Annotated in this window: 25 protein-coding genes; 15 read left to right on the forward strand and 10 right to left on the reverse strand. The window is 71.5% G+C overall.

The genetic code is table 11. The annotated features are described in order from the left end of the window. Nucleotides 1-2 precede the first annotated feature (2 nt). Entirely contained in the window at nucleotides 3-1,109 is a 1,107-nt protein-coding gene (gene bar, locus AB4880_RS22845; protein ID WP_367921528.1) for a barbiturase, read from the forward strand. 3 nt (nucleotides 1,110-1,112) lie between these two features. Here bar and AB4880_RS22850 read toward each other — a convergent pair whose 3' ends face one another. Genes AB4880_RS22850 through AB4880_RS22860 form a run of 3 tightly spaced genes read right to left on the reverse strand, consistent with a single transcriptional unit; the run spans nucleotide 1,113 to nucleotide 2,830 of the window. After that, nucleotides 1,113-1,325, reverse strand: a complete 213-nt coding sequence (locus AB4880_RS22850; protein WP_367921529.1) for a hypothetical protein — start codon at nucleotides 1,323-1,325, stop codon at nucleotides 1,113-1,115. Beyond that, complete coding sequence (locus tag AB4880_RS22855; protein ID WP_367921552.1) at nucleotides 1,315-2,076, reverse strand: class I SAM-dependent methyltransferase; 762 nt, start codon at nucleotides 2,074-2,076, stop codon at nucleotides 1,315-1,317. Before AB4880_RS22855 ends, AB4880_RS22850 begins: the two co-directional genes overlap by 11 nt. 13 nt (nucleotides 2,077-2,089) lie before the next feature. Further along, on the reverse strand, nucleotides 2,090-2,830 hold the full coding sequence (locus AB4880_RS22860; RefSeq protein WP_367921530.1) for a helix-turn-helix transcriptional regulator: 741 nt from the start codon (nucleotides 2,828-2,830) through the stop codon (nucleotides 2,090-2,092). A gap of 89 nt (nucleotides 2,831-2,919) precedes the next feature. Here AB4880_RS22860 and AB4880_RS22865 point away from each other — a divergent pair, with 89 nt between their 5' ends. Continuing rightward, on the forward strand, nucleotides 2,920-3,360 hold the full coding sequence (locus AB4880_RS22865; RefSeq protein ID WP_367921531.1) for a hypothetical protein: 441 nt from the start codon (nucleotides 2,920-2,922) through the stop codon (nucleotides 3,358-3,360). On the opposite strand, the gene AB4880_RS22870 is transcribed toward AB4880_RS22865, so the two are convergent. The 5 genes from AB4880_RS22870 to AB4880_RS22890 all read right to left on the reverse strand — a co-directional run bounded on the left by AB4880_RS22870 (nucleotide 3,252) and on the right by AB4880_RS22890 (nucleotide 9,266). Beyond that, nucleotides 3,252-4,280: an ABC transporter permease gene (locus AB4880_RS22870; RefSeq protein ID WP_367921532.1), complete on the reverse strand. Its 1,029-nt coding sequence runs from the start codon at nucleotides 4,278-4,280 to the stop codon at nucleotides 3,252-3,254. The genes AB4880_RS22865 and AB4880_RS22870 overlap by 109 nt on opposite strands. Continuing rightward, nucleotides 4,277-5,782: a sugar ABC transporter ATP-binding protein gene (locus AB4880_RS22875; RefSeq protein ID WP_367921533.1), complete on the reverse strand. Its 1,506-nt coding sequence runs from the start codon at nucleotides 5,780-5,782 to the stop codon at nucleotides 4,277-4,279. Before AB4880_RS22875 ends, AB4880_RS22870 begins: the two co-directional genes overlap by 4 nt. Nucleotides 5,783-5,787: 5 nt before the next feature. After that, nucleotides 5,788-6,795: a sugar ABC transporter substrate-binding protein gene (locus AB4880_RS22880; protein ID WP_367921534.1), complete on the reverse strand. Its 1,008-nt coding sequence runs from the start codon at nucleotides 6,793-6,795 to the stop codon at nucleotides 5,788-5,790. Nucleotides 6,796-6,826: 31 nt separating this feature from the next. Continuing rightward, nucleotides 6,827-7,954, reverse strand: a complete 1,128-nt coding sequence (locus AB4880_RS22885; protein ID WP_367921535.1) for a class II histone deacetylase — start codon at nucleotides 7,952-7,954, stop codon at nucleotides 6,827-6,829. Between the two features lie 262 nt (nucleotides 7,955-8,216). After that, nucleotides 8,217-9,266, reverse strand: coding sequence for a helix-turn-helix transcriptional regulator (locus tag AB4880_RS22890; protein ID WP_367921536.1), 1,050 nt, complete (start codon nucleotides 9,264-9,266; stop codon nucleotides 8,217-8,219). A 199-nt stretch (nucleotides 9,267-9,465) separates the two neighbouring features. On the opposite strand from AB4880_RS22890, the gene AB4880_RS22895 reads away from it, so the two are divergent. Next, a complete protein-coding gene (locus AB4880_RS22895; protein WP_367921537.1) occupies nucleotides 9,466-11,094 on the forward strand; it encodes an amidase in 1,629 nt (542 codons plus the stop codon). Next, a complete protein-coding gene (locus AB4880_RS22900; protein ID WP_367921538.1) occupies nucleotides 11,091-11,834 on the forward strand; it encodes a gamma-glutamyl-gamma-aminobutyrate hydrolase family protein in 744 nt (247 codons plus the stop codon). Before AB4880_RS22895 ends, AB4880_RS22900 begins: the two co-directional genes overlap by 4 nt. Here the strand turns inward: AB4880_RS22900 and AB4880_RS22905 are convergent. Beyond that, nucleotides 11,807-12,325, reverse strand: a complete 519-nt coding sequence (locus AB4880_RS22905) for a MarR family winged helix-turn-helix transcriptional regulator (protein ID WP_367921539.1) — start codon at nucleotides 12,323-12,325, stop codon at nucleotides 11,807-11,809. The genes AB4880_RS22900 and AB4880_RS22905 overlap by 28 nt on opposite strands. A 195-nt stretch (nucleotides 12,326-12,520) precedes the next feature. Between AB4880_RS22905 and AB4880_RS22910 the strand changes: the two genes are divergently transcribed. From AB4880_RS22910 to AB4880_RS22925, 4 genes are read left to right on the forward strand one after another with little or no spacing between them, the layout of a single operon-like run. After that, nucleotides 12,521-13,981 (forward strand): APC family permease, encoded by a 1,461-nt coding sequence (locus AB4880_RS22910; RefSeq protein ID WP_367921540.1) that lies wholly within the window; start codon nucleotides 12,521-12,523, stop codon nucleotides 13,979-13,981. 30 nt (nucleotides 13,982-14,011) lie between these two features. Next, complete coding sequence (locus tag AB4880_RS22915) at nucleotides 14,012-15,364, forward strand: glutamine synthetase family protein (protein WP_367921541.1); 1,353 nt, start codon at nucleotides 14,012-14,014, stop codon at nucleotides 15,362-15,364. 26 nt (nucleotides 15,365-15,390) lie between these two features. Then, on the forward strand, nucleotides 15,391-16,359 hold the full coding sequence (locus AB4880_RS22920) for a PDR/VanB family oxidoreductase (RefSeq protein ID WP_367921542.1): 969 nt from the start codon (nucleotides 15,391-15,393) through the stop codon (nucleotides 16,357-16,359). Between the two features lie 13 nt (nucleotides 16,360-16,372). Further along, the gene (locus AB4880_RS22925; protein WP_367921543.1) at nucleotides 16,373-17,395 is read left to right on the forward strand and encodes an aromatic ring-hydroxylating dioxygenase subunit alpha; all 1,023 of its coding nucleotides are present in this window, start codon (nucleotides 16,373-16,375) and stop codon (nucleotides 17,393-17,395) included. 481 nt (nucleotides 17,396-17,876) lie between these two features. Here AB4880_RS22925 and AB4880_RS22930 read toward each other — a convergent pair whose 3' ends face one another. Next, nucleotides 17,877-19,145, reverse strand: a complete 1,269-nt coding sequence (locus AB4880_RS22930) for a cytochrome P450 (protein WP_367921544.1) — start codon at nucleotides 19,143-19,145, stop codon at nucleotides 17,877-17,879. Between the two features lie 168 nt (nucleotides 19,146-19,313). On the opposite strand from AB4880_RS22930, the gene AB4880_RS22935 reads away from it, so the two are divergent. Genes AB4880_RS22935 through AB4880_RS22965 form a run of 7 tightly spaced genes read left to right on the forward strand, consistent with a single transcriptional unit; the run spans nucleotide 19,314 to nucleotide 25,979 of the window. Next, nucleotides 19,314-20,138 (forward strand): acetoacetate decarboxylase family protein, encoded by an 825-nt coding sequence (locus AB4880_RS22935; protein ID WP_367921545.1) that lies wholly within the window; start codon nucleotides 19,314-19,316, stop codon nucleotides 20,136-20,138. Continuing rightward, nucleotides 20,135-21,670, forward strand: a complete 1,536-nt coding sequence (locus AB4880_RS22940) for an aldehyde dehydrogenase family protein (RefSeq protein ID WP_367921546.1) — start codon at nucleotides 20,135-20,137, stop codon at nucleotides 21,668-21,670. The genes AB4880_RS22935 and AB4880_RS22940 overlap by 4 nt, the downstream gene beginning before the upstream one ends. Then, a complete protein-coding gene (locus AB4880_RS22945; RefSeq protein WP_367921547.1) occupies nucleotides 21,663-22,622 on the forward strand; it encodes a DODA-type extradiol aromatic ring-opening family dioxygenase in 960 nt (319 codons plus the stop codon). Before AB4880_RS22940 ends, AB4880_RS22945 begins: the two co-directional genes overlap by 8 nt. Nucleotides 22,623-22,660: 38 nt before the next feature. Continuing rightward, entirely contained in the window at nucleotides 22,661-23,521 is an 861-nt protein-coding gene (locus AB4880_RS22950) for a fumarylacetoacetate hydrolase family protein (RefSeq protein WP_367921548.1), read from the forward strand. Between the two features lie 12 nt (nucleotides 23,522-23,533). Beyond that, a complete protein-coding gene (locus tag AB4880_RS22955) occupies nucleotides 23,534-24,466 on the forward strand; it encodes a TIGR03619 family F420-dependent LLM class oxidoreductase (RefSeq protein ID WP_367921549.1) in 933 nt (310 codons plus the stop codon). Then, complete coding sequence (locus AB4880_RS22960) at nucleotides 24,466-25,170, forward strand: type 1 glutamine amidotransferase (protein ID WP_367921550.1); 705 nt, start codon at nucleotides 24,466-24,468, stop codon at nucleotides 25,168-25,170. Before AB4880_RS22955 ends, AB4880_RS22960 begins: the two co-directional genes overlap by 1 nt. Then, nucleotides 25,167-25,979: an SDR family NAD(P)-dependent oxidoreductase gene (locus AB4880_RS22965; RefSeq protein WP_367921551.1), complete on the forward strand. Its 813-nt coding sequence runs from the start codon at nucleotides 25,167-25,169 to the stop codon at nucleotides 25,977-25,979. Before AB4880_RS22960 ends, AB4880_RS22965 begins: the two co-directional genes overlap by 4 nt. Nucleotides 25,980-26,034: the final 55 nt, after the last annotated feature.

Consider the following 26,034-nt stretch of genomic DNA (forward strand, 5'->3'; position numbering starts at 1 on the left):
CCATGCCCGCTGCCATCGAGGTACGCAAGGTTCCGATCCACTCCGTCGCGGACGCCTCCGAGCTGGCCAAGCTGATCGACGAGGGCGTCTTCAAGGCCGACCGCGTGATCGCGATCATCGGCAAGACCGAGGGGAACGGCGGCGTCAACGACTACACCCGGATCATCGCCGACCGCGCCTTCCGCGAGGTGCTGATCGACAAGGGCGCGCCCGTGGACCAGGTCAAGCAGGTCCCGATCGTGTGGTCCGGCGGCACCGACGGCGTGATCAGCCCCCACGCCACGATCTTCGCCACGGTCGACGTCGCCGAGGACGACCCGAGCCGCGACGAGCAGCGCCTCACCGTCGGCTTCGCGATGAGCGAGCCGATCCTGCCCGAGGAGATCGGCTACGTCGCGATGATCGAGAAGGTCGCCGCCGGTGTGAAGGTCGCCATGGAGCGCGCGGGCATCACCGACGTCGCCGACGTCCACTACGTGCAGACCAAGACCCCGCTGCTCACCATCCACACCATCCGCGACGCGCACAGCCGTGGCAAGAAGGTCTGGACCGAGCACACCCACGAGTCGATGGACCTCTCCAACGGCGTCACCGGCCTCGGCATCGCGGTCGCCCTCGGCGAGATCGAGATGCCCTCCGACGCCGACGTCATGAAGAACCGCGACCTGTTCTCGTCCGTCGCCTCCTGCTCCTCGGGCGTCGAGCTCGACCAGGCGCAGATCGTTGTCGTCGGCAACGCCACCGGCGTCGGCGGCCGCTACCGGATCGGCCACTCGGTCATGAAGGACGCGCTCGACCAGGACGGCATCTGGGAGGCCATCCGCTCCGCCGGACTCGACCTGCCCGAGCGCCCCCGCACCGCCGACCTCGACGGCCGTCTCGTCAACGTCTTCCTCAAGTGCGAGGCGTCGCAGGACGGCACCGTCCGCGGCCGTCGCAACGCGATGCTCGACGACTCCGACGTGCACTGGCACCGCCAGATCAAGTCGTGCGTCGGCGGCGTGACCGCCGCGGTCACCGGCGACCCGGCCGTGTTCGTGTCGGTGTCGGCCGCGCACCAGGGTCCGGAGGGTGGCGGCCCGGTCGCCGCCATCGTCGACCTGGGCTGACGCTCACCGCTCGTCGAAGGGGCCTGATCCTGCGGGATCGGGCCCCTTCGGCGTTCCCGGCAGGGCGGAGGCCTCCAGGGTCACGCGGTCCATCTCCTGGCCGCCGTCGCAGGTCAGCAGCGCCACGGTGACCACGTCGCCACGCTCGCCGACGACCTCCCAGTGGCCGCCCGACGCGATCCAGCGGTCGAGCGCGGCGCGAGCCTCAGACGACACCCGTGGCCGTCCAGGCGGTGCCGTGGATGGTGAACGGCCCGTCGCCGAGGTCGGCGTGCAGGACGCCGACGAGCCGCTCGCGTACGGCGTCGTCGAGGCCGGCGACATAGACGCCGACCGGGCCGACGCCGAGCGTGTAGGGCTCCCACCAGTCGTCGAAGCTGGCGAACGGGATGTGCACGGTCAGCTCGGTCTCGGTCACCTGGCGCAGGCCGGCGGACTCGAGCAGGTCGACGAGGTCGCCGGCGTTGGCGCCGACCAGGGAGCCCTCGCCGGACGCGGCGGCGTCGACGGCCGCGGCGGCGGTCCACACCGGCGAGAGCGGGCCGCGGCCACCCCCGTGGTCCCAGACGCAGGCGCTGACCCGGCCGCCGGGGCGGGTGACCCGGCGCATCTCGCGGATGCCGGCGAGGGGATCGCTCATGAAGTTCACGACCAGCTGGGAGAGCGCGGCGCCGAAGGCGGCGTCGGCGAAGGGGAGGGACTCCGCCGACCCCGCACGTACGTCGGCGCCCGGGTTGGCCGCCGCGGTCGCGGCCACGAACGTCTCGACCGGGTCGATCGCCGCGACGCGGGACGCGCCGCGTCGTCGTACCAGCTCGGAGGTGAGCATGCCGGGGCCGCAGCCGACGTCGACCACCGGCAGCGTCTCGTCGACGCCGGCCAGGCCGACATCGGCGAACAGCCGGGCGAGGGGGCCGGAGAAGGTCCCCATGAACCGGATGTAGGCGTCGGACGAGACCTCGAACATGGCCACGGCCCGATCATTCTCCGGTCGGGGAGGGCTGTCCATCCTCGCGCACGGTCACGCAGCACCGGACGGCGTCCGGCTCGAGGTGCGCGGTCAGGCCGGCGCAGCCGAGTCCGTCGGCGACGCCCTGCACGAAGGAGACGTTGAGGCCGCAGACGACGGCCGTGTGCTTCTGGGCGAGCGCGTCGAACGGGCAGTTGGCCAGGACGACGGTGCTTCCCTGGGTGCTTCCCTGGGTGCTTCCCTGGGTGCTCGCCTCGACGCTCGGCTCGTAGCCCTGGCTGGCCAGGACGGCGGCGAGCTCGGGCAGCCCGGCGCCGTCGGGGAGACCGCCCGCCTCGGCCGCGACGGAGCGGCCCTCGGCGGCGGCGCAGGAGGCGAGTGCCGTGTCGAGGTCGTCGCCCGCGCCGGCCCGGCCGACCGCGGCGGCGAGGATGTCGCCGACCAGGTCGTAGCGCCGCGGCGGGAGGGTCAGCGCGAACTCGCGCGCCGCGCGCCGGTAGAGCTTGCTGGGCCGCCCCGCGCCCGGCCCCGACCGGCCGCTGAGTCGGCGGAACTCCACCTCGAGCAGTCCCTCGGCGGCGAGCCGGTCGAGGTGGAAGCTCACCGTGTGCTTCGCGAGCCCGAGCGCGCTCGCCGCCTCGTCGCGGCCGACCGCGTCGGGCCGGCCCGCGACATAGGCGTAGAGCGCGCGGCGGGTGTCGTCGGCGAGTGCGCCGAGGGCGGTCGCGACGGCGACGGTGTCGGGGTCCACGAGGCGATTCTAAAACAGGATTCTCTTGACACAAGAGGCGGGAGAGATTCTAAATGGGAAGACGACACGTTTTAGAGAAAGGACCTGTCATGACCACCGACTCCCACCCCGTCGCACCGCCCGCCGCGCACTCGCTCGTCGGGGCGGACGGCGCCTTCCTGCTGCTCCGCTCCGTCTTCACCGTCGCCCCGATCGCGTTCGGCGTCGACAAGTTCGCCGAGATCCTCACCCACTGGGAGCGCTACCTCGCCCCCTGGATCAACGACCTCGTCCCCGGTGATGCCCACCAGGCGATGCTGGCCGTCGGCGTGATCGAGGTCGTCGCCGGCGTCGTGGTCGCCGTCGCCCCGCGGTACGGCGGGCCGCTCGTCGCCGTCTGGCTCGCCGGCATCATCGTCGACCTGGTCAGCACGGGGCGCTACTACGACATCGCGCTGCGCGACGCCGGCCTGCTCTCCGCCGCGCTCGCGCTGACCCTGCTCGCCTGGGGTCGTACGGCGGCCAGTGCCTCCAGCCGCGGGGCCAGGTAGGCGAGACCCGCGGCGACGACGAGCGCCAGACCCTGGGCGACCTGCTGCCAGAAGGTCGGCACGCCGACCAGGGTCAGGCCGTTCTGCAGGATGCCGAGGAAGGCCACGCCCAGCACCACGCCGAGCAGCGTGCCCGAGCCGCCGGCCAGCGAGACGCCGCCGACCAGCACCGCGGTGAGGACGGCGAGCTCGAAGCCGAGGCCCGCCGTACCGGACTGGACGGCGCCGAGCACCGACGCCTTGATCGCGCCGGCGAGCGCGGCCAGCGCGCCGGTCCCGAGGAAGAGCGCGAAGGGCACGGTCCGCACGCGCACGCCGGAGAGGTACGCCGCCTCGCGCGAGACGCCGATCGCGTAGATGTGCCGGCCCACGGGCGTCAGCGTCAGGATCGCGCCGGCGACCACGACGACGAGCAGCGCGATCGCCACCGGCGACGGCAGGCCCGCGATCTTCGCCCCGCCCAGCCAGGCGAAGCCGTCGCCGAAGCCGGTCAGGGGCAGCGGGGCGAGCTGCTGCGCGATGCCGCGCACCGCGGTCAGCGTGCCGAGCGTGACGATGAACGGCGACAGCCCGACCACGCAGCACAGGAAGCCGTTGATCGCGCCGACGGCCAGGCCGGCGAGCAGGGCGAGCACGACGCAGCTGAGCAGGCCGCCGCCGTGCGCGGAGGCGAACCAGCCGGCAGCCACGGCCCCCAGCGCGTACGTCGAGCCGACCGACAGGTCGAGGTAGCCGCTGATGACGAGCAGCGCCGCCGGGACCGCGACGATCGCCAGGGTGGCGCTGTCGGTGGCGATGCCGAGCAGGTTCTGGCTGCCGACGAAGCTGCCGGTCGCCAGCTCGAAGCCGATCGCCATCGCGATGATGACGGGGATCAGCGGATAGCGGGCGAGCTGGCGCAGGGATGCGGGTGCGCTCATGACAGGTACTCCTGGAGGTCGGACTCGGACTGGTGGACCGCGTGGAGGAGGGCGTCCTCGTCGAGGGCGTCGCCGGAGAGCTCCGCGACGAGGCGGCCCTCCTGCATGACCAGCGCCCGGTCGGCGAGGGCCACGATCTCCTCGGGGTCGGTGGAGGCGAAGAGCACGGCGGTACGACGCTCTGCGGCGATCGTGCGCACCACCCGGTAGATCTCGTGCCGGGCGCGGACGTCGACCCCCTGCGTCGGCTCGTCGAGCAGCAGCACCGTGGTCGGGAGGATCCCGTTGACCCAGCGGCCGAGCAGCAGCTTCTGCTGGTTGCCGCCGGAGAACGCCCGGGCCGGGGCGTCGGGCGTCGACGGGTGGACGGCGAGGCCGGCGGCCATCTTCTCGAACGCCGCCCGCTCGGCGCGGCGGCGGCGCAGCCCGAAGCGGGAGAGCGTGCCCTGGGCGGGCAGCAGCGCGTTGTCGAGCGCCGAGAGCGGCGCGAACAGTCCCTGGCGGGCACGGTCGCCCGGCACCAGCGCCAGCCCCGCGGCGAGCGCGGCGCGGGGGGAGGACCGGCCCACGGTGCGCCCGCCGACGGAGATGACGCCCTGGCGGGGACGACGCCCGAAGAGCATCTCCAGGGTCCGGGTGCGGCCGGAGCCGATCAGGCCGTAGAGGCCCACGATCTCGCCCGGCCGCACGGCGAGGTCGATCGGGCCGATGCCCGGGCCGGTCAGCCCGGACACCAACAGCTGCGGGGGATCCGCCTCGTGCACGGGCGCCCGCGGTGGCAGGTCGGTCGGCGGCTCCGCGATCGCCTCGATGATGTCGCGCCGGGTCTTGCCCAGCAGCGACGTCGAGACGTGGACGGCGCCGTCGCGCAGCACGGTCATCCGGTCGGCCAGTCGCTCCACCTCGCCGAGCAGGTGGGTGACGTAGCAGATCGCCAGTCCCTGCTCCTGCAGCGCGCGGACGGTCCGCTCCAGGGCGCCGATCTCGTGCGACGACAGCGCGGCCGTCGGCTCGTCGAGGATCAGCACGACCGGGTCGCGCGAGAGTGCCTTCGCGATCTCGACCAGCTGCTTCTGGCCCATCGGCAGGTCACCGACCCGGTCGTCGACCGTGCAGGTCGCGCCGAGCCGCTCGAGCAGCGTCGCCGCCGCCGCCCGCTGCGCCTTGCGGTCGACCACGCCCAGCCGGTGGTGCTCCTGCCCGAGGAAGACGTTGTCGACGACCGACAGCGACTCGACCAGGCTCAGGTGCTGGAAGATGATCGCGATGCCGGCGTCGATCGACTGCCGGGGGGAGAGGCCGTCGTACGTCCGGCCGGCGACCTCGATCGTGCCGCCGTCCGGCGTGAACGCCCCGCCCAGCGCCTTGATCAGCGTGGACTTACCCGCGCCGTTGTGGCCGAGCAGCGCGTGGACCTCGCCGGGCTCGATGGTCAGGTCCACGCCCCGCAGGGCGTGGACGCCGCCGAACGACTTCCGGAGGCCGGTGACCCGCAGCGTCATGGCGATCAGCCGTACTGGGAGATGATGTCGTCGAGCAGCGCGTCGCCCTGCTTGACCAGCGTGATCGGCACGTCGGTCGACGCCTCGGCGTCGCTCTTGCCGTCTGCCACCGCGAGCGGGACGTCGATCACCGCGTTGCCGATGTCGCGCAGCTGCAGCGCCGCCGACGCGCGATAGAAGGTGCCCTTCTTGATCAGCTGCAGCGAGCCGAGGTCGCCGTCCTGGCCGCCGACGTAGGTCTTGGCGTCGGTCTCGGAGCGACCGGCCTCGATGAGCGCCTTGTAGCCGCCGAAGGCCGCGCCGTCGGTGATGCCGAGGATGACGTTGACGTCGGGGTGCTTGGCGAGGATCGCCTTGGTCTTGCTGAGCGCGGTGTCGGGGTCGATCGCCTGCTCGCGGCCGACGACCTGCATGTCCGGCGCGGCCTTGGTGAAGGCGTCGATCATGCCGGCGGTGCGCTCGCGGCCGAGCTGGATGGTGTCGTCGACGAGGAAGGCGACCTTGCCCTTGCCGCCGAGCGTGGCCTTGGCCCAGGCGGCGGCGTCCTCGCCGAGCAGCCGGCCGCCCTTCTCGAAGGAGAAGGTGATCGATGCGCTCTGGTTCTTCAGGGTGCCGCCGTAGGTGACCCAGATGATGCCCGCCGACAGGGCCTTCGCGGCCTGCGTCTCGAGCGCCTCGAAGACCATCGGGAAGGAGACGATCGCCGGGACCTTCTTGGCGATCAGCGTGTCCAGGTTGGACGCCTGGGCGTCGGGCCGGCCGTTGTCGTTGGTCTGCTCCAGCGAGAGGCCCTTCTCCTTCGCCCGCGCCTGGGCGAACTTCGCGACGCCGGCATAGACGGGCAGGAAGGTGAACGGGTAGTCCCAGGCGACGGTGCGGACGTCCTTGCCGGACTTCGCGACCTTGTCCTTGGAGGCGGTGGTCGACGCCGGTGCGCTGCACGCCGCGGTGAGGACGGCGGCCCCGATGCCTCCGGTCCAGCCGAGGAAGGTACGACGGTTGAGCTGGTTCATGATGCTGCTCCGAATCCGGGGGGAGAGGTGGTCAGGCGCGGACGCCGGCGTGGATGTCGTCCAGGAACGGGACGACCTGGTCGATGACGGAGGTCTGGTGCGGCTGGAGCTCCAGGCCGGCCATCCCGCCGAAGATCGGCTCGTAGGGGTCGGTCAGCGGCTCGGTCACGCCGGCCAGCGCCTCGATCACGGCGAGGCCGCAGAACGGGACGTAGACCGGGTTGTAGCCGCCCTCGTGGCTCATCGCGAGCCGGCCGTCGCAGTGCGTGGCGGCGAGGTCGAGGAGGCGCTGGGTCAGGTCGCGGTAGGTGCTGCTGGTGAGCCCCTGGCGCGACAGCGGGTCGGCCGCGTTGGCGTCGAATCCGCTCGCGACCAGGATCAGGTCGGGGCGGAAGCGCTCGATCGCCGGGGCGACGACCCGGTCGAACGCGGAGAGGTAGCCGCCGCGCCCGGTGCCCGGCGGCAGCGGGACGTTGAGGGCGTAGCCGAAGCCGGCGCCCTCGCCGCGCTCGTCGACGAGCCCCGAGTCGGGCGGGAAGACCCGGTCCTGGTGCAGCGAGATGGTGAGGGTGTGGGGGTCGTTCCAGAACACCTTCTGGGTGCCGTTGCCGTGGTGGACGTCCCAGTCGAGGACGGCGATCCGCTCGACGCCGTGGGTGCGCCGCACGGCCTGCGCCGCGATGGCCAGGTTGGCGAACATGCAGAAGCCGCGGCCGAGGTCGGGCTCGGCGTGGTGGCCCGGCGGGCGGATCAGCGCGTAGGCGTTGTCGACCCGGCCTTCGACGACCGCGGTGGTGGCCTCGATCATGCCGCCGGCGGCGAGCCGGCCGATCTCGATGCCGCCCGGGCCGAACGGGCTGAGCCCGTCGCCGGAGTCACCGCCCTTGGGCTGGTCGCTGCCGGCCTGGATCCGGGCCAGGTGCTCCGGGGTGTGGACGGCGAGGATCTCCTCGTCGGTGGCCTTGCGCGGCTCCAGCCGGGTGAGCCGGTCGATCACGCCCGAGACCACGACCAGCTCGTGCATGCGCCGCTTGGTCTCGGCGTTCTCGAAGTGCTGGAACGGCTGGATGCCCATCCGGTGGTCGGCGGGGAAGAGCCCCGCGTTCGTTCCGGTGTCGTGCCAGCCGAAGAGCTCGTGGTACAGGTAGCCGGTCGCCATCGCGCCTCCCGCGGTACGGCGCCGGCGGTCCCGGCGCGGTCCCGCCATCGTGGTCGCGCGGTGTGACCTGGGTCATGGGCAGAAATGCCAATCTTCGGCCCCGAACGATCGGGTCGGCGCTGGTCTGGGTGGTGGTGGCCGCGCGTCGCCGCTCATCGGGGGATGGGTCTCACCCGGCATTTCCGTCCCGAATCGGCGGGATGTACGACCGAGATGCCGGGTGCGACGCGGAGGCGACCCCGCCAGCAGGGGCGCGTCCGGGTCAGGCGACGGGGCGGCGCAGCACCCGGGCCAGCGACCGCACCGACGACGGGTCGGCCGACGGCAGCAGCACGCCCGAGGCGGTCGCCTTGGCGGCGGCGCCGGCCCGCGAGGGGCTGTCGAGCCGGGTCAGGATCGCCTCGACATGGGCCGCGACGGTGCGCTGGCTGAGGCAGAGCTCGTCGGCGATCTCGCGGTTGCCGGCGCCGGTGGCGACGGCGGTGAGCACCTCGAGCTGGCGCAGCGTCAGCCCGAGTGTGGACGTCGCCGGGCGGGTCGCTACCGTGCACGGTTGGTGCTCGGTGGCCCGTCCGGACGGGCAGAGCACACGGACCTCGACCAGCCGGCCCTCCTGCTGGTGCAGGAAGTTCGCGAAGCGGGTGCCGGTGCCGAGGATGGAGCGGACGATGCCGCGCAGCTCGTCGTCGAGGGCGGCGTGCAGCGGCGCGCGCCCGACCACCGGGGTCGCCCGGCCGGCCGCGTCGAGGCGGACGGCGGCGTACTCGGCGGGCAGGGTCACGTCGGGCGTCGACCAGGTGGCCACCCGCGCCACCCGCGCGAAGGCGCGGCCGAGGGGCGGGAGCGCCGTACCGAGGTCGGGGGCGAAGTCGCTGGTGCGCCGGGCGGAGAGGTGCAGCAGGCCGGCGAGGTGATCGCCGGAGTCGCGCAGGGCGAGGGAGATCCCGTCGGCGTAGCCGGCCGGATGGAGGACGTCGCGATAGAGCTCGGTGCCGCGGAAGTCGTAGGGGTCGTCCTCGTCGATGCGCAGGCCGGTGCTCGCCTCGAGCACCCGCCGCCCGTGGGGCGAGGGCGCCAGCTCGGCACAGAGATGACCGGCGACGTCGGGGGAGTAGCCGACGCTCGCGACGGTCTGGAAGGACGGCGACGCCGGGTCGTCCGGGTGGGTGACGACGGTGTCGAGCTGGCAGGCGGCGGCGCCGAGGTCGTCGGCGAGCCGCTCCAGCAGCCGGGGCGCGTCACCGGTCGCCTCGTCGGGCGTGGCGACGGCGGCCACATCGCCCAAGAGGTCGATCAGGCGGGTCGCGTCCATGCTCCCCCCCAGCGGTACGGACGAACGTTTGGCTCCACACGGTAAGGACCCGAGCGGGCGCTGACAAGGTCTCAGCGGAAGGCGACGCCATCCGGACGGACTCTTGCGATGTCGCGCCGGTCACTCTACGTTCGGACCCAAACAAAACTCGTTCGGGTCAAAACGATCGAAACGGGTGGACCTGGGGAAGGCAGCATCCATGACCAATGTTTCCCGCCGCGCGGTCGTCGCCGGCGCCGCGGCAGCCGGCGTCGCCGTCGGTGCGATCAGCTCATCGGCAGCGGCCGCGCCCGACGTCGTCTGGCCGTCCGTGCAGCGCCCCGCCGACCTCCGTCGCATCGTGTGGTGGTCGGCCGCCGAGCTGGCGACGGCGATCCGGCAGCGCAAGGTCACCTGCGTCGAGGTGATGACGGCCTACCTCGACCACATCGCCGAGGTGAACCCCCGGGTCAACGCGATCGTCGCGATGCGCCCCCGCGCCGACCTGCTCGCCGAGGCCGCCGAGAAGGACCGGCTGCTCGCCGCCGGCACCTACCAGGGCTGGATGCACGGCTTCCCGCACGCGGTGAAGGACCAGTGGAACGTCAAGGGGATCCCGACGAGCGTCGGCTTCTTCGGCCAGCCCGGCGTCCCGGTCGGCCCGGCGGCGACCGATGCCCTCCTGGTCGAGCGGATCCGTGCGGCCGGCGCGATCTTCATCGGCAAGACCAACCTGCCCGAGCTCGGGCTCGGCTCGCACACCTACAACAAGGTCTACGGCACGACCTTCAACGCCTACGACCAGGCCAAGTCGGCCGGAGGCAGCAGCGGCGGCGCCGCGGTCGCCGTCGCGCTGCGGATGCTGCCGGTCGCCGACGGCAGCGACTTCTTCGGCTCGCTGCGCAACCCGCCGGGGTGGAACAACGTCCTCGGCCTGCGCCCGTCGCTCGGGCGCATCCCCGAGCTGGGCGGTGAGCAGTTCGTGCAGCAGGGCGGCGTCACCGGCCCGATCGCCCGCGACGCGCGCGACCTCTCGCTGCTGCTGGCGACGATGGCCGGCTACGACCCGCGCGTCCCGCTGACGCTGGACGACGACCCGAAGCAGTTCGCGACCGTACGGCGCACCTCGCTGCGCGGTGCCAAGGTCGCCTGGCTGGCCGACCTGGGCGGCTACCTCCCGACCGAGCGCGAGGTCCTCGACGTCACCGGCGCCGCCATCGACCGGATGCGCGCCCTCGGCGCGAAGGTCGACAAGATCGACCGGCTGGACCAGTTCGGCACCTTCGCCAACCAGGACCTGTGGCCGACCTGGCTGATCTTCCGGCACTGGCTCAGCGGCAACCTCAACTTCCCGCTCTACGACAACCCGGCACTCAAGCCCTACCTCAAGCTCGAGACGATCTACGAGGTCGAGGGCATGCTCAACGGCATCGACGGGCACGGGCCGATCACCGCGCAGCAGGCGTGGAACGGCTCGGTGAAGCGCACGGCGCTCTACCAGGGCTTCCGGGCGCTCTTCGAGAAGTACGACTACGTGCTCCTGCCGACCGCGCAGGTGATGCCGTTCGACTGCGTCGACGCCGCCGGCAACGAGGTGCACTGGCCCACGGAGATCAACGGCGTGCCGATGTCGTCCTACCATCGCTGGATGGAGGTCACCGCGATCGGCACCCTGCTCGGCGCACCCACCCTGGCCATGCCGGCCGGGTTCGGCTCGACGGGCCTGCCGATCGGGCTGCAGGTCATCGGCCGCAACCACGACGACGCCGGCGTCATCGAGTTCGCCGCGGCGTGGGAGCGGGAGACCCGGTTCGTCGAGAACCACCTCCCTCCGCTGGTGCGCCCATGAGCCGGCGTCCCCTCATCGCGGTCCCGGCGCGCTTCTCCGCCTCGGCCTCGGCGCTGCGCTTCGGCGCCGACGTCACCGCCCGCGCGCTCCTCGACGCGGTCTACGCCGCCGGGGGAGAGCCGCTCGTCGTCCACCCGGTCGCGCCGGGCGCGGCCGTCGACCCGGCCGAGATCGCCGAGCGCCTCTGGTACGCCGACGGCGTCCTGCTGCCCGGCGGTGGCGACCTGGCCGCCCACTGGTCGGGCCAGGAGCCGCATGCGACGCAGTACGACGTCGACGAGGAGCAGGACGCCTTCGACCTCGCCATCGCCCGGCACGCGCTCGGCGCCGGCCTGCCGCTGCTCGCGATCTGCCGAGGCAACCAGGTCGTCAACGTGGCGCTCGGGGGCGACCTGATCCAGGACCTCGGCGAGCGCACCCACCGGCACGTCGTCCACGAGATCGAGGTGCTGCCGGACGCCCGACTGGCCGAGCTGATCGGCGCCAGCCCGCGGATCTCCTGCTACCACCACCAGGGCATCGCGCGGACCGGCGAGGGCCTGCGGGCGGTCGCGCACTCGGCCGACGGCGTCATCGAGGCCGTGGAGCTCGAGGAGAGCCGCGGCTGGTACGTCGGCGTGCAGTGGCACCCCGAGGACACGGCGGCGTCGGACCCGGCGCAGGCGGCCGTGTTCGGCGCGCTGGTCGAAGCCGCCCGCGCGCACCGCGCGGGTCAGCTGGCGTCGTCGTCCTCGTCCTGAGCCTCGACGGCGTTGACGACGTCGCGCAGGGTCTTGGTGAACGTGCTGACCTTGCGCTCGGAGAGCTTGCCGATGATCTCGGACTCGACCGCGTTGAAGTCGGGGTAGAGCTTCTCCATCAGCGACACGCCCTCGGGGGTGAGCCGCAGGCGCACCAGGCGGCGGTCGTTGTCGTCGCCCTCGCGCGCGATCAGGCCGCGCGCCTCGAGCGTCTTGACGACCCCGGTCAGCGTCGCCTTGGAGATGTCGGCGGACTCGGCGACGTGGCGCGTCTCCATGCCGTCCCAGATCCAGACCACCCAGAGCACGACGAAGCCGGTCCAGGTCATGTCGTGCTGGCGCAGTACCCGGTTGGTCAGCTCGCTGCGCACCGCGTTGGCGGCACGGAACAGGTTGGAGAGCGCGTTCGCGGCGGCGAAGTCGAGGGGGAGTGCGCCCACGTGGTCCTTCATCGCGCGCTCGGTCTCCTCGAGCGTATGACGGTCCGGCATGCGGCCAGGGTAGCCATGCCGATCGCGCAGCGGCGGCAGGTGTCCGCCCTCGGCGGGGCGCGCCGCCGGATCGTTCGGAACCAAACATTTTCCGAAAACATCCTGTTTGGGGATGGTGCGGTGGGTCACATCCGATTATCGTACGGATCCGAACGACCTGGCGGAAGGGCGCCGGGCAACAGTGAAGGAGTCCCGATGTCGGACACCGTCAACACCACATTGCGCAAGAACGCGCTCGGCGTCGGCGCCATCGTCTTCCTGGTCCTGGCGGCGGTCGCGCCCCTGACCGGCATGGTGGTCGTCGCGTCCCTGGCGATCGCCCTCGGCAACGGCGGCGGCACGCCCTTCGCGTTCTTCGCGGTGGCGGTCGTCCTCCTGCTGTTCGCGATCGGCTACGGGAAGATGTCGAGCGAGCTGGTCAACGCGGGCGGCTTCTACGCCTTCGTGGTCAAGGGCCTCGGCCGGCCCGCCGGTCTCGCCGCCGGCTTCATCGCGATGCTCGGCTACAACTTCTTCGTGGTCGGCACGATCGGCACCAGCGGCTTCTTCATGAAGATCGTGATCGCCGACAAGACCGGGCTCGACATGCCCTGGCTGTTCTGGGGCCTGGCCTCGATCGCGGTCTGCTACCTGATGGCGCTCCGGGGCGTCGACTTCAGCTCCAAGATCCTGGGCGTCTCGCTGGTCCTGGAGACCTCGATCCTGATCATCTTCGACGTCGCCGTGCTCTTCAAGGACGGCTACTCCTTCTCGGCGTTCTCCTACCACTCGATCACGTCGGGCTCGCTGTCGATCGGCCTGCTGCTCGCCGCCACCGGCTTCCTCGGCTTCGAGGCCACCTCGCTGTTCAGCGAGGAGGCGAAGAACCCGCTCAAGACCGTGCCGCGGGCGACGTACGTCGCGATCACGCTGATCGGTGTCATCCTCGGCGTTACCACGTGGGCCGTCGTCAGCGCCACCGGCGTCGCGCAGGCCCAGGACACCGCCATCGCCCACGCGCCGACCGGCGACCTGGTCTTCAGCCTCGCCAGCACCTACATCGGCGGCTTCCTGACCGACGTCATGAACTGGCTGCTGCTGGTCAGCCTGTTCGCCGCGATGCTGGCCTTCCACAACTCGTCGAGCCGCTACCTCTTCTCGCTCGGCCGGGCGCGGATCCTCCCGCAGGTGCTGTCCAAGACCGGCCCGAGCGGCGCGCCGTACGTCGCCAGCACGGTCCAGGCCGCCTTCGCCGTCGCCGTCGCCGTCATCTTCGCGATCACCGGCGCCGACCCGATCCTCACCGTCGTCCCGAGCATGCTCGGCTTCGGCACCCTGGCGATCCTGGTCCTCCAGGCGCTGGCCGCGCTGTCGATCGTCGTCCACTTCCGGCGCAACGACGACCCGCGGATCTGGAGCACGCTGGTCGCCCCGGCACTCGGCTTCCTCGGTCTCTGCTTCGCCGTCGTGCTGGCCTTCAAGCACTTCGACATCGTCGCCGGGTCGGACTCGCAGGCCGTGAACTCGCTGCCCTACCTGCTCGTCGTCGCCCTCGTCGGGGGCATCGGCTACGCGCTCTACCTCCGCACCTCGCGGACGGCCGTCTACGACGCGCTGTCGAGCGATCTCGAGCGCTTCGACGACCACCTGCACAACGCCCCGGCCGTCGGCCGATGATGGATCACTGAGAGACAGAGGAGACTGACTGTGGAGCACATCGACGAGAACGCGCTGCGCGTGGCCACCGAGCAGTTCGGCGCGGACGGGATCGACGTCGTCCGGGTCGGCTACAGCGACCTGATGGGCACCGAGCGCGGCCGGGACGTCCTGGCCGATCGGTTCGACCGGACGGTCGGCGACGGCGTGGCCTTCTGCCGCTCGATCTACGCGACCTCGCCGATGGGGGACGTCATCGACATCGCCGGCGGCCTCTCGGCCGGCCTGCCCGACATCGTCGTCGTCCCCGACCTGAGCACCCTGCGGCCGGTGCCGTGGGAGCCGGGCGTCGCACACGTCATCGGCGACGTCTACAACCCCGACGGCTCGCCGTCCGAGGAGAGCCCGCGCCAGGTGCTGCGTCGGGTCATCGACCGCTTCGCCGAGCTCGGCATGCGGCCGATCGTCGGGCCCGAGCTGGAGTTCTACGTGCTCGAGCAGGACGACACCAAGCCCAACGGATGGGGGCCCTACGGCGCCGCCACGGGCAACGTCTACGTCGCGGGCCTCAAGGGCGACCCGGAGAACACCCTGCTCTCGTCGCTGCGCGACCTGGCGGCGTACGGCCTCGACGTGGTCGCCGCCAACCACGAGTTCGGCAGCGGCCAGTTCGAGATCAACCTGTGGCACTCGGAGGCGCTCGACGCCGCCGACCGGGCGTTCCGGTTCAAGAGCGCGCTCAAGGAGCTCTCGCGCCGCCGCGGCAAGATCGCGACCTTCATGGCCAAGCCGTTCAACGAGGAGGGCGGCTCCGGCTTCCACGTCCACTTCAGCACCGTCGACGCCGACGGCAAGCCGCTCTTCGACGACCCGAACGGCGCCGACGGCCTCTCCGACATCGCCCGCTCGGCGATCGCCGGTGTCCTCGCGCACGCCCCGGCCCTCGCCGCGATCAGCAACCCCACGATCAACTCCTACAAGCGGTTCGGGCCCGACACGCTCGCGCCGTGGCTGATCGACTGGGGCCTCGACAACCGCAGCGCGATGGTGCGGATCCCGCCCGAGCGCGGCCGCGCCTCGCGGATGGAGCTGCGCCTCGGCGACGCCTCCGCGAACCCGTACCTGGCGATCGCCGGCCTGCTCGGCGCGGCGTACCTCGGCATCCGCGACGGCCTCACCCCGCCGGACAAGCTGGAGGGCTACGGCTACGACCCGACCAAGGCCGACAAGCTGCCGTCCGACCTCGGCACCGCGATCAGCGCGCTCGAGGAGGACAAGGACCTCACCGACATCCTCGGCCCGTCGTTCGTGGAGGCCTTCGTGGCCTACAAGCGCAACGAGCTCGAGCGCTTCGGCCAGTTCGTGACCGACTGGGAGTTCCGGGAGTACGCCTACCACCTGTGAGGTGGTCGGCGAGAAGGGGAGAAGTCGTGACGACGCAACCGATCGTCCGTGAGTTCGAGGCGGACCTGACGGTCGTCTCCGCCGTCGAGGCGGCGGCCGACGTGGTGACGCTGACGCTGGCCGCCCAGGACGGCTCGGCGCTGCCGCCGTGGACGCCGGGCGCCCACATCGACCTGGTGCTGGGCGACGACCTGGTGCGCCAGTACTCGCTGTGCGGCAGCCCGGCCGACAGCGGCCAGTGGCGGATCGGCGTCCTGCGGGCGCCCGACAGCCGGGGCGGCTCCAAGGCCGTCCACGCCGAGCTGTCGGCCGGCGCGACGGTGAAGGTGCGCGGGCCGCGCAACCACTTCCCGATGGTCGCGTCGCCGCGCTACCTCTTCCTCGCCGGCGGCATCGGCATCACGCCGATGCTGCCGATGATCGCTGAGGCCGAGGCCTCCGGCGCCGACTGGCGGCTCGTCTACGGCGGCCGCTCGCGCTCGTCGATGGCGTTCCTCGACGAGCTGGCGGCGTACGGCGACCGGGTCACCCTGCTGCCGCAGGACGAGGCGGGCCTGCCCGACCTCGACGCCCTGCTCGGCGTGGCCGCCGAGGACACGCTCGTCTACACGTGCGGCCCGACCGGCCTGCTCGACGCGGTCGAGGAGCGCTGCGCCGCCGCCTGGCCGGCCGGCAGCCTCCACCTGGAGCGCTTCGCTGCCAAGGCGCCGGCCGACGCGGGTGACGACACGTCGTTCGAGCTGGTCCTCCAGCGCTCCGGCCTCACCCTCTCGGTGCCGGCCGACAAGTCCGTGTTCGAGGTCTGCCGGGAGGCCGGCGTGAGCGTCGTCGGGTCGTGCCTGGAGGGCGTGTGCGGGACGTGCGAGACCGAGGTCGTCGAGGGCGACGTCGACCACCGCGACTCGATCCTGAACGACGAGGAGAAGGAGTCGAACGAGTTCATGATGATCTGTGTGTCGCGCTGCCGCTCCGACCGCCTGACGCTCGACCTCTGACAGGAGCCCGGACATGAGAGACCGCAGCACCACCGGCTACCCGCGCAACGCCTGGTACGCGCTCGCCGCGTCGTCCGAGGTCGGCTCGTCGCCGTTCGGGACGCGGGCGCTCGACCGGCCCGTCGTCCTGTTCCGCGTGCGCGACGGCTCCGTCGTCGCGCTCGGCGACCGGGACGCCCACCGGCCGTTCCCGCTCAGCCTCGGCCATGTGGACGGCGACACCATCGTGTCCGGCTACTCCGGCTTCGCCTACGACCGCACCGGCACGTGCGTGCGAGTGCCGTCGCAGGCCCAGGTCCCCTACGGCGCCCGCGTGCCGTCGTACGCGGTGCGGGAGGAGGGGGGCCTGATCTGGGTCTGGCTCGGCGAGCCCTCGCTGGCCGCGCTGCGCCCGCCCGTCGAGACCCCGTGGCTCACCGACGGCTCCTGGGAGACGTTCGGCGGCCAGTGGGAGACCGCCGCCCACGTGCGGCTGCTGCACGACAACTTCGCCGACATCACCCACGTCGCCGTCGTCGACCCGGTCATCTCTCCGCCCGCCCTCACCGGCGTCGCGCCCGCGCTCGAGGTCGAGCTCACCGAGACGACCGTCCACTTCCACCGCGACTGGCCCGCCGCCCCGATGCCGGAGTGGCAGGCCAAGATCTCCGGGGCATCGACCACGGCGTCGTACCCGCAGCGGGAGGAGGGGGCCTTCCTCGCGCCCGGCCTCTGGGCCGACCGCTGGGTCGTGCTGCTGCCCGAGGCCGACGGCGGACCGCAGACCTTCCGGTTCACCCACGCGGTGACCCCGGTCGACGACCGCCGTACGCGCCACATCTGGCGGGTCAGCCGCAACTTCGCCTTCGGGGCTGAAGCCACCGACGTGCTGCGGCCCATCTTCGAGTCGTACTACCTCAAGGTCCGCGAGATCCTCGAGACCATGCAGGACGTCATCGACCGCGACGGCTACGGCGACGACGTCAACGTCGCCGCGGACCTGGCGGCGCTGCAGGTGCGGAAGATCCTGCGGCGGTTGGTGGCCGACGAGGGCTGAGCCGGGTGTGGGTCGTGTGCCTGAGAACGCCTGTGGGCGGGGTCTGGGGCACACGACTCTGCTCTTGCTGGGCTGGTGTTGTGCGGGGTCGGCGTCGCGGGGTTGGTCGGGCGGCCGCGCGGTAGCCGGTCGTCTCCCGCCGTCAAGGATCCTCGCTTCGCTCGGCCCGCTGCGCGGCGCCTTCGGCGTCCTTGACTGCGGGGCCCTGACGACCGGCCGGCGGCGCGACTGTCGGCACTCGCTGCGCTCGCGCCGCCGCTGACGCGGCCGCCCGGTTCTCAACCATCCACGGTTCGGCCGTTTTTGCGCCGGATCGGCCGGTTTTCACGCGAACCGTGGATGGTTCGTGACTCGGCCACGGTGACTGCCTCGCGGGGTTGGTGTCGGCGGGGCAGGTCGGGCCGGCCCGGCCACCCCCAGGGGGCAGCCGGGCCTCGTCGCGTCCGGTCGGACCAGGTCAGTCGGTCAGTCGGTCAGTCGGTCAGTCGTTGGTGGTCACCTTCACCGGCAGCGTCTTGATGCCGTTGACGAAGTTGCTGCGCACCCGCCGCACCTCGCCGTTCAGCTCGATCGTCTTCAGTCGCGGGATCAGCTCCTCGAACATCAGCCGGATCTCCATCCGCGCCAGGTTGTTGCCCATGCACAGGTGCGGGCTGCCCTTGCCGAACGTGACGTGGTCGATGTTGGTGCGGGTGACGTCGAAGTCGTAGGGGTTCTCGAAGACGTCCTCGTCGCGGTTGCCGGAGGCGAACCACATGACGACCTTGTCGCCCTCCTTGATGGCCTGGCCGCCGAGCTCGACGTCGCGGGTCGCGGTACGGCGGAAGTGGTAGACGGGGGAGGCCCAGCGCAGGAACTCCTCGACGGCGTCCGGGATCAGGTCCGGGTTGGCCTGGAGCTTGGCGAGCTGCTCGGGGTGCTCGAGGAGGGCGAGCATCGAGTGGGTGATGGTGTGGCGCGTGGTCTCGTTGCCGGCGACGACGAGGAGCAGGAAGTACGAGTCGTACTCCGACGCCGACATCGCCTGGCCGTCCTCGGGGATCTTGTTGACGAGCTGGCTCACCAGGTCGGTGCCGTCGCCGCCCTTGCGGCCCGCCGCGAGCTCGCGGCCGTAGTCGAAGACCTCCTGCGACACGGGGGAGCGGAAGGGCAGGTGCTTGTACTGCTCGCTCTCGGCGTCCGAGATGAGGATCTTGGCGTGCTCGGGGTCGGAGAATCCGATGATCTCGTTACCCCAGTCGATGAGCTGCCCCGTCTTCTCCTGAGGTACGTCGAGCAGCCGCGCGAGCACCTGGATCGGGAAGTCGGCGCTGACGTCGGCGACGAAGTCGAACTCGCCCTTCGCGAGCGCGGCGTCGACCGTGGTCCGGGTGATGTCGCGCAGCAGGGCCTCGTAGTTCCTCATCAGGTTGGGGCGGCTGAACTCGCGCGAGATCAGCTTGCGCAGCGCGCGGTGGCGCAGCCCGTCCATCTCGAGGATGGAGCGCCGGGCCTCCTGCAGCTCGGGCTCGACCTCCTCGAGGTTGACGAAGTTCGTCGACGTGTAGGTCTCGGGGTCCTTGTCGACCTCGCAGATGTCGGCGTGCTTGGTGACGGCCCAGAAGCCGCTGCCGCCGTCGGTCTCGCGCTGCCAGAAGATCGGCGCCTCCCGGCGGAGCGTGTCGAGCATGCCCCAGGCCTCGGGGCCGGCGAAGCGGTCGAGGTCGACGAGGTCGACCTCGTCCAGCGGGATGTACGGCGGCTTGTCCACGGCGTATCTCCGTCCAATGAAAGGGTGGTTCAAGGTAGATCGTTTGGATCCGAACAATATCCCTCGAGAACTTTGGCCGCAAGGGTGGTCTTTCGCTCCCCGGGTGGCTATCGTACGGATCCGAACGATCTTGATTTCGCCCGATCTGCTGACTGGAGCTGAGGCCCGATGAACGACATGGCTGGGTTCTTCTACCCCCGTACCGAGACCGGCCGGTCCTCCCTGATCCCGTCGCCTCCGTGGTACTACTCCGGCGACCTGCTCACCGTCGAGTACCGGACCGACCCGGCGCGCGTCCGCGAGCTGCTCCCCGAGCCGCTCGAGCTCGCCCCGGAGGACCCGGGCGCGGTCGCGCTGATCTGGGCCGACTGGCAGTCCTGCTCCGGGACCCGCGAGGAGCTGCTCGACCCGATCCGTTCGCAGTACAAGGAGGCGTTCGTCGTCGTCCGCTGCGCGTACGAGGGCGTCACCTACTCCCGCTGCGTCTACATCTGGGTCGACAAGGACTTCGCGATCGCCCGCGGCATGCACCAGGGCTACCCGAAGAAGCTCGGCTCGATGTGGCAGACCCGCCCCCATCCGTTCTCCCACGCGGCCCCGCAGGTCGCGCCCGGGGGAGTCTTCGGCGCCACGCTCGCCGCCGGCGACCGCCGCCTCGCCCAGGCCGTGCTGACCCTCACCGAGGAGTCGCCGACCAACGGCTTCGTCAACAGCCACCCGATGGCCCACCACCGCGTCTACCCGGGCATCGCCAAGAACAGCCCCGACGCGTACGTCGAGCTCATCGCCTCCGGCTCCAGCTCCTTCGAGGCCGGCCCCGCCTACACCGGCGACGTCGAGCTCGAGCTCTTCGAGTCCCCGACCGAGGAGCTCCACCGCCTGCCCGTCCAGGAGATCATCGGCGGCTACTACCGCCAGGTCGGCGTGGTCTGGGACGGCGGCACCTCGCTCGCCAACCTGACCCCGGCCGCCGCCGAGGAGGCTGTCCGATGACCGACGCCGCCGACAACAACATCGCCGATATCGCCGACATCGCCGACATCGCCGTCGTCGCCGGCGTCGAGGTCGACACCCGGCACTGGATCGGCGGGCGGCGGGTCGCCTCCGCGACCACGTTCACCGACTACTCGCCGATCGACGAGTCGCCGATCGCCGAGATCCACGCCGGTACGGCGACCGAGGTCGACGCCGCCGTCGCCGCCGCGCGCGCCGCCTTCCCCGCGTGGGCCGCGCTGTCGGTCAAGGAGCGCAGCGACATCCTGCGCGCCGTCGCCGACGGCATCGAGGCCCGCGTCGAGGAGCTCGCCCAGGTCGAGACGCTCGACAACGGCTCGCTGCTGCGCTCGCACCGCCGTGGCGTGATGCCGCGCGTGGCGATGAACTTCCGCGCGTTCGCCGACTACGCCGAGCACCAGCTCGGTCACCCCGACATGGAGGTGCCGGGCCGCGGCCACCGCCAGCGGATCACCTACGACCCCGCCGGCGTGGTCGCGATCATCACGCCCTGGAACGCCCCGCTGATGCTCGCCAGCTGGCGGATCGGCCCGGCGCTCGCCGCCGGCAACACCGTCGTCGTCAAGCCGCCGGAGTGGGCGCCGCTCACCGCGAGCCTGCTGGCCGACATCATGCACGAGGCCGGCGTCCCGGCCGGTGTGTTCAACGTCGTCCAGGGCACCGGCCTCGAGGCCGGCGCGCCGCTCACGGCGCACCCCGACATCAACCGGCTCGCGTTCACCGGCTCGGTCCCGACCGCGGGCGTCATCTCGAAGGCCGCGGCCGCCAATATCGTGCCGCTGTCCTACGAGCTCGGCGGCAAGTCGCCGCTCCTCGTCTTCGAGGACGCCGACCTCGACCTCGCCGTCGACCTCGCCGTCGAGCAGTTCGACAACGCCGGCCAGGTCTGCCTCAAGGCCGCCCGGATGATCGTGCACTCCTCGCTCGCCGACGAGTTCACCGAGCGGGTCGTCGCGAAGGCCAAGACCCTCGTCCAGGGCGACCCGCGCGACGAGGCCACCGACGTATCCGCGCTGGTCTCCCGGCGCCACTTTGAGCAGATCTCCGGCTTCGTCGAGCGGGCCCTCGCCGACGGCGCCCGCCCGCTCCTCGGCGGCGGCCCCAACACCGAGCTCGGCGGCCTGTACTTCAGCCCGACGATCCTCGTGGACGCCGACCCGACGGCCGAGATCATGACCGAGGAGGTCTTCGGCCCGGTCGTCACGATCGAGACCTTCGAGACCGAGGAGGAGGCCGTCGCCAAGGCGAACGACACCCGCTTCGGCCTGGCCGCGACCCTCGCCACGGGCAGCCCCGAGCGCGCCGAGCGGGTCTCGAAGCAGCTGCGCGCCGGCACGGTGTGGGTCAACTGCTTCTTCGTCCGCGACCTCAATGCCCCCTTCGGCGGCAGCGGCCGCTCCGGCATCGGCCGGGAGGGCGGCATCTGGTCGTTCGACTTCTACACCGACATCAAGAACAGCGTGTTCGCGCCCGACGGATGGGGCGACGAGGGAGGCGAGTCCGATGGGTGAGGTGGTCGGCGCGGGCCTGATCGCGCACGTCCCGACGATCGTGCTGCCGGAGGGCATCCGGCGCGAGCTCAACAACGGCCAGGACACCACGCTGGTCTCCGGGCTGCAGCAGCTGCGCCGCGAGGTCTTCGACGTCCTCGAATACGACACCGTCGTCGTCCTCGACTCCCACTGGGCCACCACCGTCGAGTGGGTCGTCACCGCGCACGACCGGCGCAGCGGGCTGTTCACGTCGGAGGAGCTGCCGCGCGGCATGTGCCGGCGTCACTACGACTTCCCCGGCGACCCCGAGCTGGCGCACCTGATCGCGAGCAAGGCGGCGGAGAACTCCACCTGGATCACCGCCATCGACGACCACAGCCTGCCGATCTTCTACGCGACGACCAACGTGTGGGAGTACCTCGGCCAGGGCCTGCCCGACAAGAAGTGGATCTCGATCGGCGTCTGCCAGACCGCCGACGGCGAGGACGCGCTGCGTCTCGGCCGTGCCCTGGGCGCCGCGATCGCCGAGTCCGACCGCAAGGTCCTGCTCATCGCGTCGGGCGCGATGTCCCACACCTTCTGGAGCCTGCGCCAGCTGCGCGACCACGAGGCCTCGGGCGTCGAGCACATCTTCACGCCGGAGGCCGCCGCCGCCGACGCGGAGCGCATCGACTGGTTCAAGCGCGGCGACCACGCCCGCGTCCTGGACACGATGGACGAGTTCTACCGCTACAAGCCGGAGGCCCGCTTCCAGCACTACCTGATGATGGCGGGCGCGATCGGCGAGGGCGACTGCACCGCCCCCGGCCGGCAGTACGGCGAGTACGAGAACTCCATCGGCACCGGCCAGGTGCATCTCTGGTTCGACCGCCCCGAGGATGGCTTCCCGGCCGCCCGCACCACCCCGACCGACCCCGACTACGTCCGCCAGACGGGCGGCCCCGGCGCCGACGTGCCGGCGGCCGGCTGACCGAGCCTGACCAGGCTGACCAAGGCTGAGAGGAAGCCATGACCACCGAGTACCGACGGATCCTGCTCGACGGCAACGCGGTCGACGTACGACGCGACGGCGAGACGCTGGTCGCCGGAGACGGCCGCACCGTGGCGATCGCCGACGCGACCCACCTGCCGCCGGTGTCGCCGAGCAAGATCGTCTGCGTCCACCTCAACTACTCCTCGCGCGTCGAGGAGATGATGACCAAGCTGCCGCCCGCGCCGACCTACTTCCACAAGCCGGTGTCCGCGCTCAACGCGCACGAGTCGGCCGTCGTCCGGCCGCAGGGCTGCAAGTGGCTCAACTACGAGGGCGAGATCGCCATCGTCATCGGCAAGACGGCCCGCAACATCTCGCCCGAGGAGGCCGGCGACTACATCCGCGGCTACTCCATCGGCAACGACTACGGCCTGCACGACTTCCGCGACACCGACTCCGGCTCGATGCTGCGCGTCAAGGGCGCCGACACGCTGTGCCCGATCGGCCCCGGCATCGTCGAGGGCTGGGACTTCCACGACAAGCGGATCCGCACGATCGTCAACGGTGAGGTGCGCCAGGACGGCAACACCAACGAGATGAAGTGGGACATGCACTACCTCGTCGCCGACATCGCGCGCACGATCACGCTGCAGCCCGGCGACATCCTGATGTCCGGCACCCCGGCCATCTCGCGCACCGTCTACCCCGGCGACGTCGTCGAGGTCGAGGTCGAGGGTCTCGGCACGCTGCGCAACCACATCGTCGAGGGCCCGACGCCGATCCGCAGCGACGTCGGCGCGCAGCCGACCGAGAGCGAGGAGGTCCTCTCGACCGCCAAGGGCGGCGACTGGGAGTTCCGCGGCATCCGCAAGCCCGACCTGTCCAACACCCACTGACGGAGAGCCGCCGTGCCCGCACCTCGCATGCTGATGATCCTCAGCGAGAACTGGACGATCACCGACGGTCGCAACCTCAACGACCTGGTCACCTGGTCGCGGATCGCCGAGGACACCGGCTTCGACTCGGTGATGATCTCCGAGCACGTCGTCCTCGGCCCGGACGCCAGCGACAAGGGCGTGATGGGCAACCCGCGCGACTACGCGATGCCCGGCAACCAGGACCCGATGATGCCCTGGCCAAACTCGCTGATGCTGTTCTCGGCGATCGCCAGCGTCACCGAGCGGATCCGCCTGGTCGGCGCCGCCGTCCTCGCGCCGCTGCGGCACCCGCTGATGCTGGCGCGCGAGCTCGGCACCCTCGACCTGATCTCCGAGGGCCGGCTCGTCGTCCAGCCCAATGTGAGCTGGAGCAAGGACGAGTACGCCGCGATGGGCGTGCCCTTCCGCGAGCGCGGCAAGATCCTCGACGAGCAGCTCGAGGTGATGGACCTGGTGTTCCGGCAGTCGCCGGCCACCCACCACGGCCACTACTTCGACTTCGAGGACATCTACCTCGAGCCGAAGGCGTTCCGCCCCGAGGGGCCGCGGATGTGGTTCGGCGGACAGAAGGCGCACGGCGCGGTCGTCGACCGCCTGGTCAGGTACGGCCACGGCTTCCACCCGCTCGGCCGCCCGACGGCCGAGGACCTGCAGGTGATCCGGGACGCGATGGCAGCCGCGGGCCGCGACATCGCCGAGCTGGAGATGGTCGGCGGGGTGCGCTACTCGTTCCCCGACGACCACTCGCTGGCCGACCTGGGGGAGTCGATGGACTCGATCCCCGAGCAGCTGGAGCAGGGCTTCACGACGATCTGCATCAAGCCGTCGATGTACATCGACGATGCTACGCAGATGGAGACCTTCTGCAAGGACGTCATGAAGCGCGCCGAGGCGATGGCCTGATGAGCGACCCGAAGAGGCTGCTCGTCATCGGCCACGACTATCTCGAGACCGCCGGCTCGATCGAGGGTCGCTTCGCCGAGCGCGGCTACGAGATCGACAGCGTGCGGGTGGTTCCGTCGGACCGCTTCGACGACCCGGGCGTCGACTTCGACTTCCCCGACCCCCGCGACTACGACGCCGTCCTGGTCCTCGGGGCGCGATGGAGCTCCTACAGCGACACCGTCGCGTCGTGGGTCAAGCCCGAGACCGAGCTGCTGCAGGCCGCCGACGAGGCCGAGATCCCGGTCTTCGGCATCTGCTTCGGCGGGCAGATGCTCGCTCAGGCGCACGGAGGTTCGGTCGCCCCGTCGCCCGTTCCCGAGGTCGGCCCGCACGTCGTCACCGGCGTCCCCGCGGTCGCGGGGATCTGGACGCAGTGGCACTCCGACCGCTTCGTGCCGCCGGCCGACGCGATCGTCATCGGGGCCAACGCCGCGGCGCCGCAGGCCTTCGTGCTCCGCCGCAACCTGGCCGTGCAGTTCCACCCCGAGATCGACGCAGACAGCCTCGAGGGCTGGATGCACGACGGCGGCGACCACGACGCCCGCGCCCGCGGACTCGACCCCGACGTGATGCTCGAGCACGTCCGCTCGCTCGACCCGGAGACCCGGGTGCGCGCGGCGGCCCTCGTCGACTACTTCCTCGACGAGGTGGCCGTACGTTGACGGCCAAGGTCGTCCTCGTCACCGGCGGCGGCACCGGCATCGGCGCCGCCGTCGCGCGCCAGCTCGCCGCTGCCGGTGACCGCGTCGTCATCTGCGGGCGTCGCGAGGCGCCGCTGCGCGCGGTCGCCGACGAGACCGGGGCGCACGTCGTCGTCGCCGACGTCAGTGAGCCGGACGGCGTCGAGCGCGTCGTCGCCGACACGATCGCCACGCTCGGGCGGCTCGACGGACTGGTGCTCAACCACGGCATCATCCACGTCGGCCGGGTCGACGAGGTCACCCCCGAGCAGTGGGACGAGACGCTGCGGGTCAACCTCACCTCCCCGTTCCTGCTGGTGAAGGCGGCGCTGCCGCACCTCCTCGCCGCGCGCGGCGCGGTGGTCGCGGTGTCGTCGGTGGCCGCGCTGCGCGCCGCCGACGGGATGGCCGCCTACTCCGCGAGCAAGGCCGGCCTGCTGCTGCTCACCCAGTCGCTCGCCGTCGACCACGGCCGCGACGGGCTGCGCGCCAACGCGATCTGCCCGGGCTGGACCGCCACCGAGATGGGCGACATGGAGATGGCCGAGCTCGGCGCCGAGCGGGGCATCTCGACCGACGACGCCTACCGCCTCGCCACCGCCGTCGTACCCCAGCGCCGCCCGGCGCAGCCCGACGAGATCGCCGCCACCGTGCTGTGGCTGCTGTCCGACGCCGCGTCGTACGTCAACGGCGTGGTGCTCCCCGTCGACGGCGGCTCGTGCGTCGTCGACCCGGGCACCCTCGCGCTCGACCCGCGCGTGACCGTCGACCTCACCCAGGAGACCCGATGAGTTGCCCTGTGTCAACCTCCGCTGTTTCAGGCGGCGTTGAGCGAGTCCTCGTTGA

Origin of the sequence: Nocardioides ginsengisoli, assembly GCF_039537225.1 — a bacterium.
Taxonomy (GTDB): domain Bacteria; phylum Actinomycetota; class Actinomycetes; order Propionibacteriales; family Nocardioidaceae; genus Nocardioides; species Nocardioides ginsengisoli.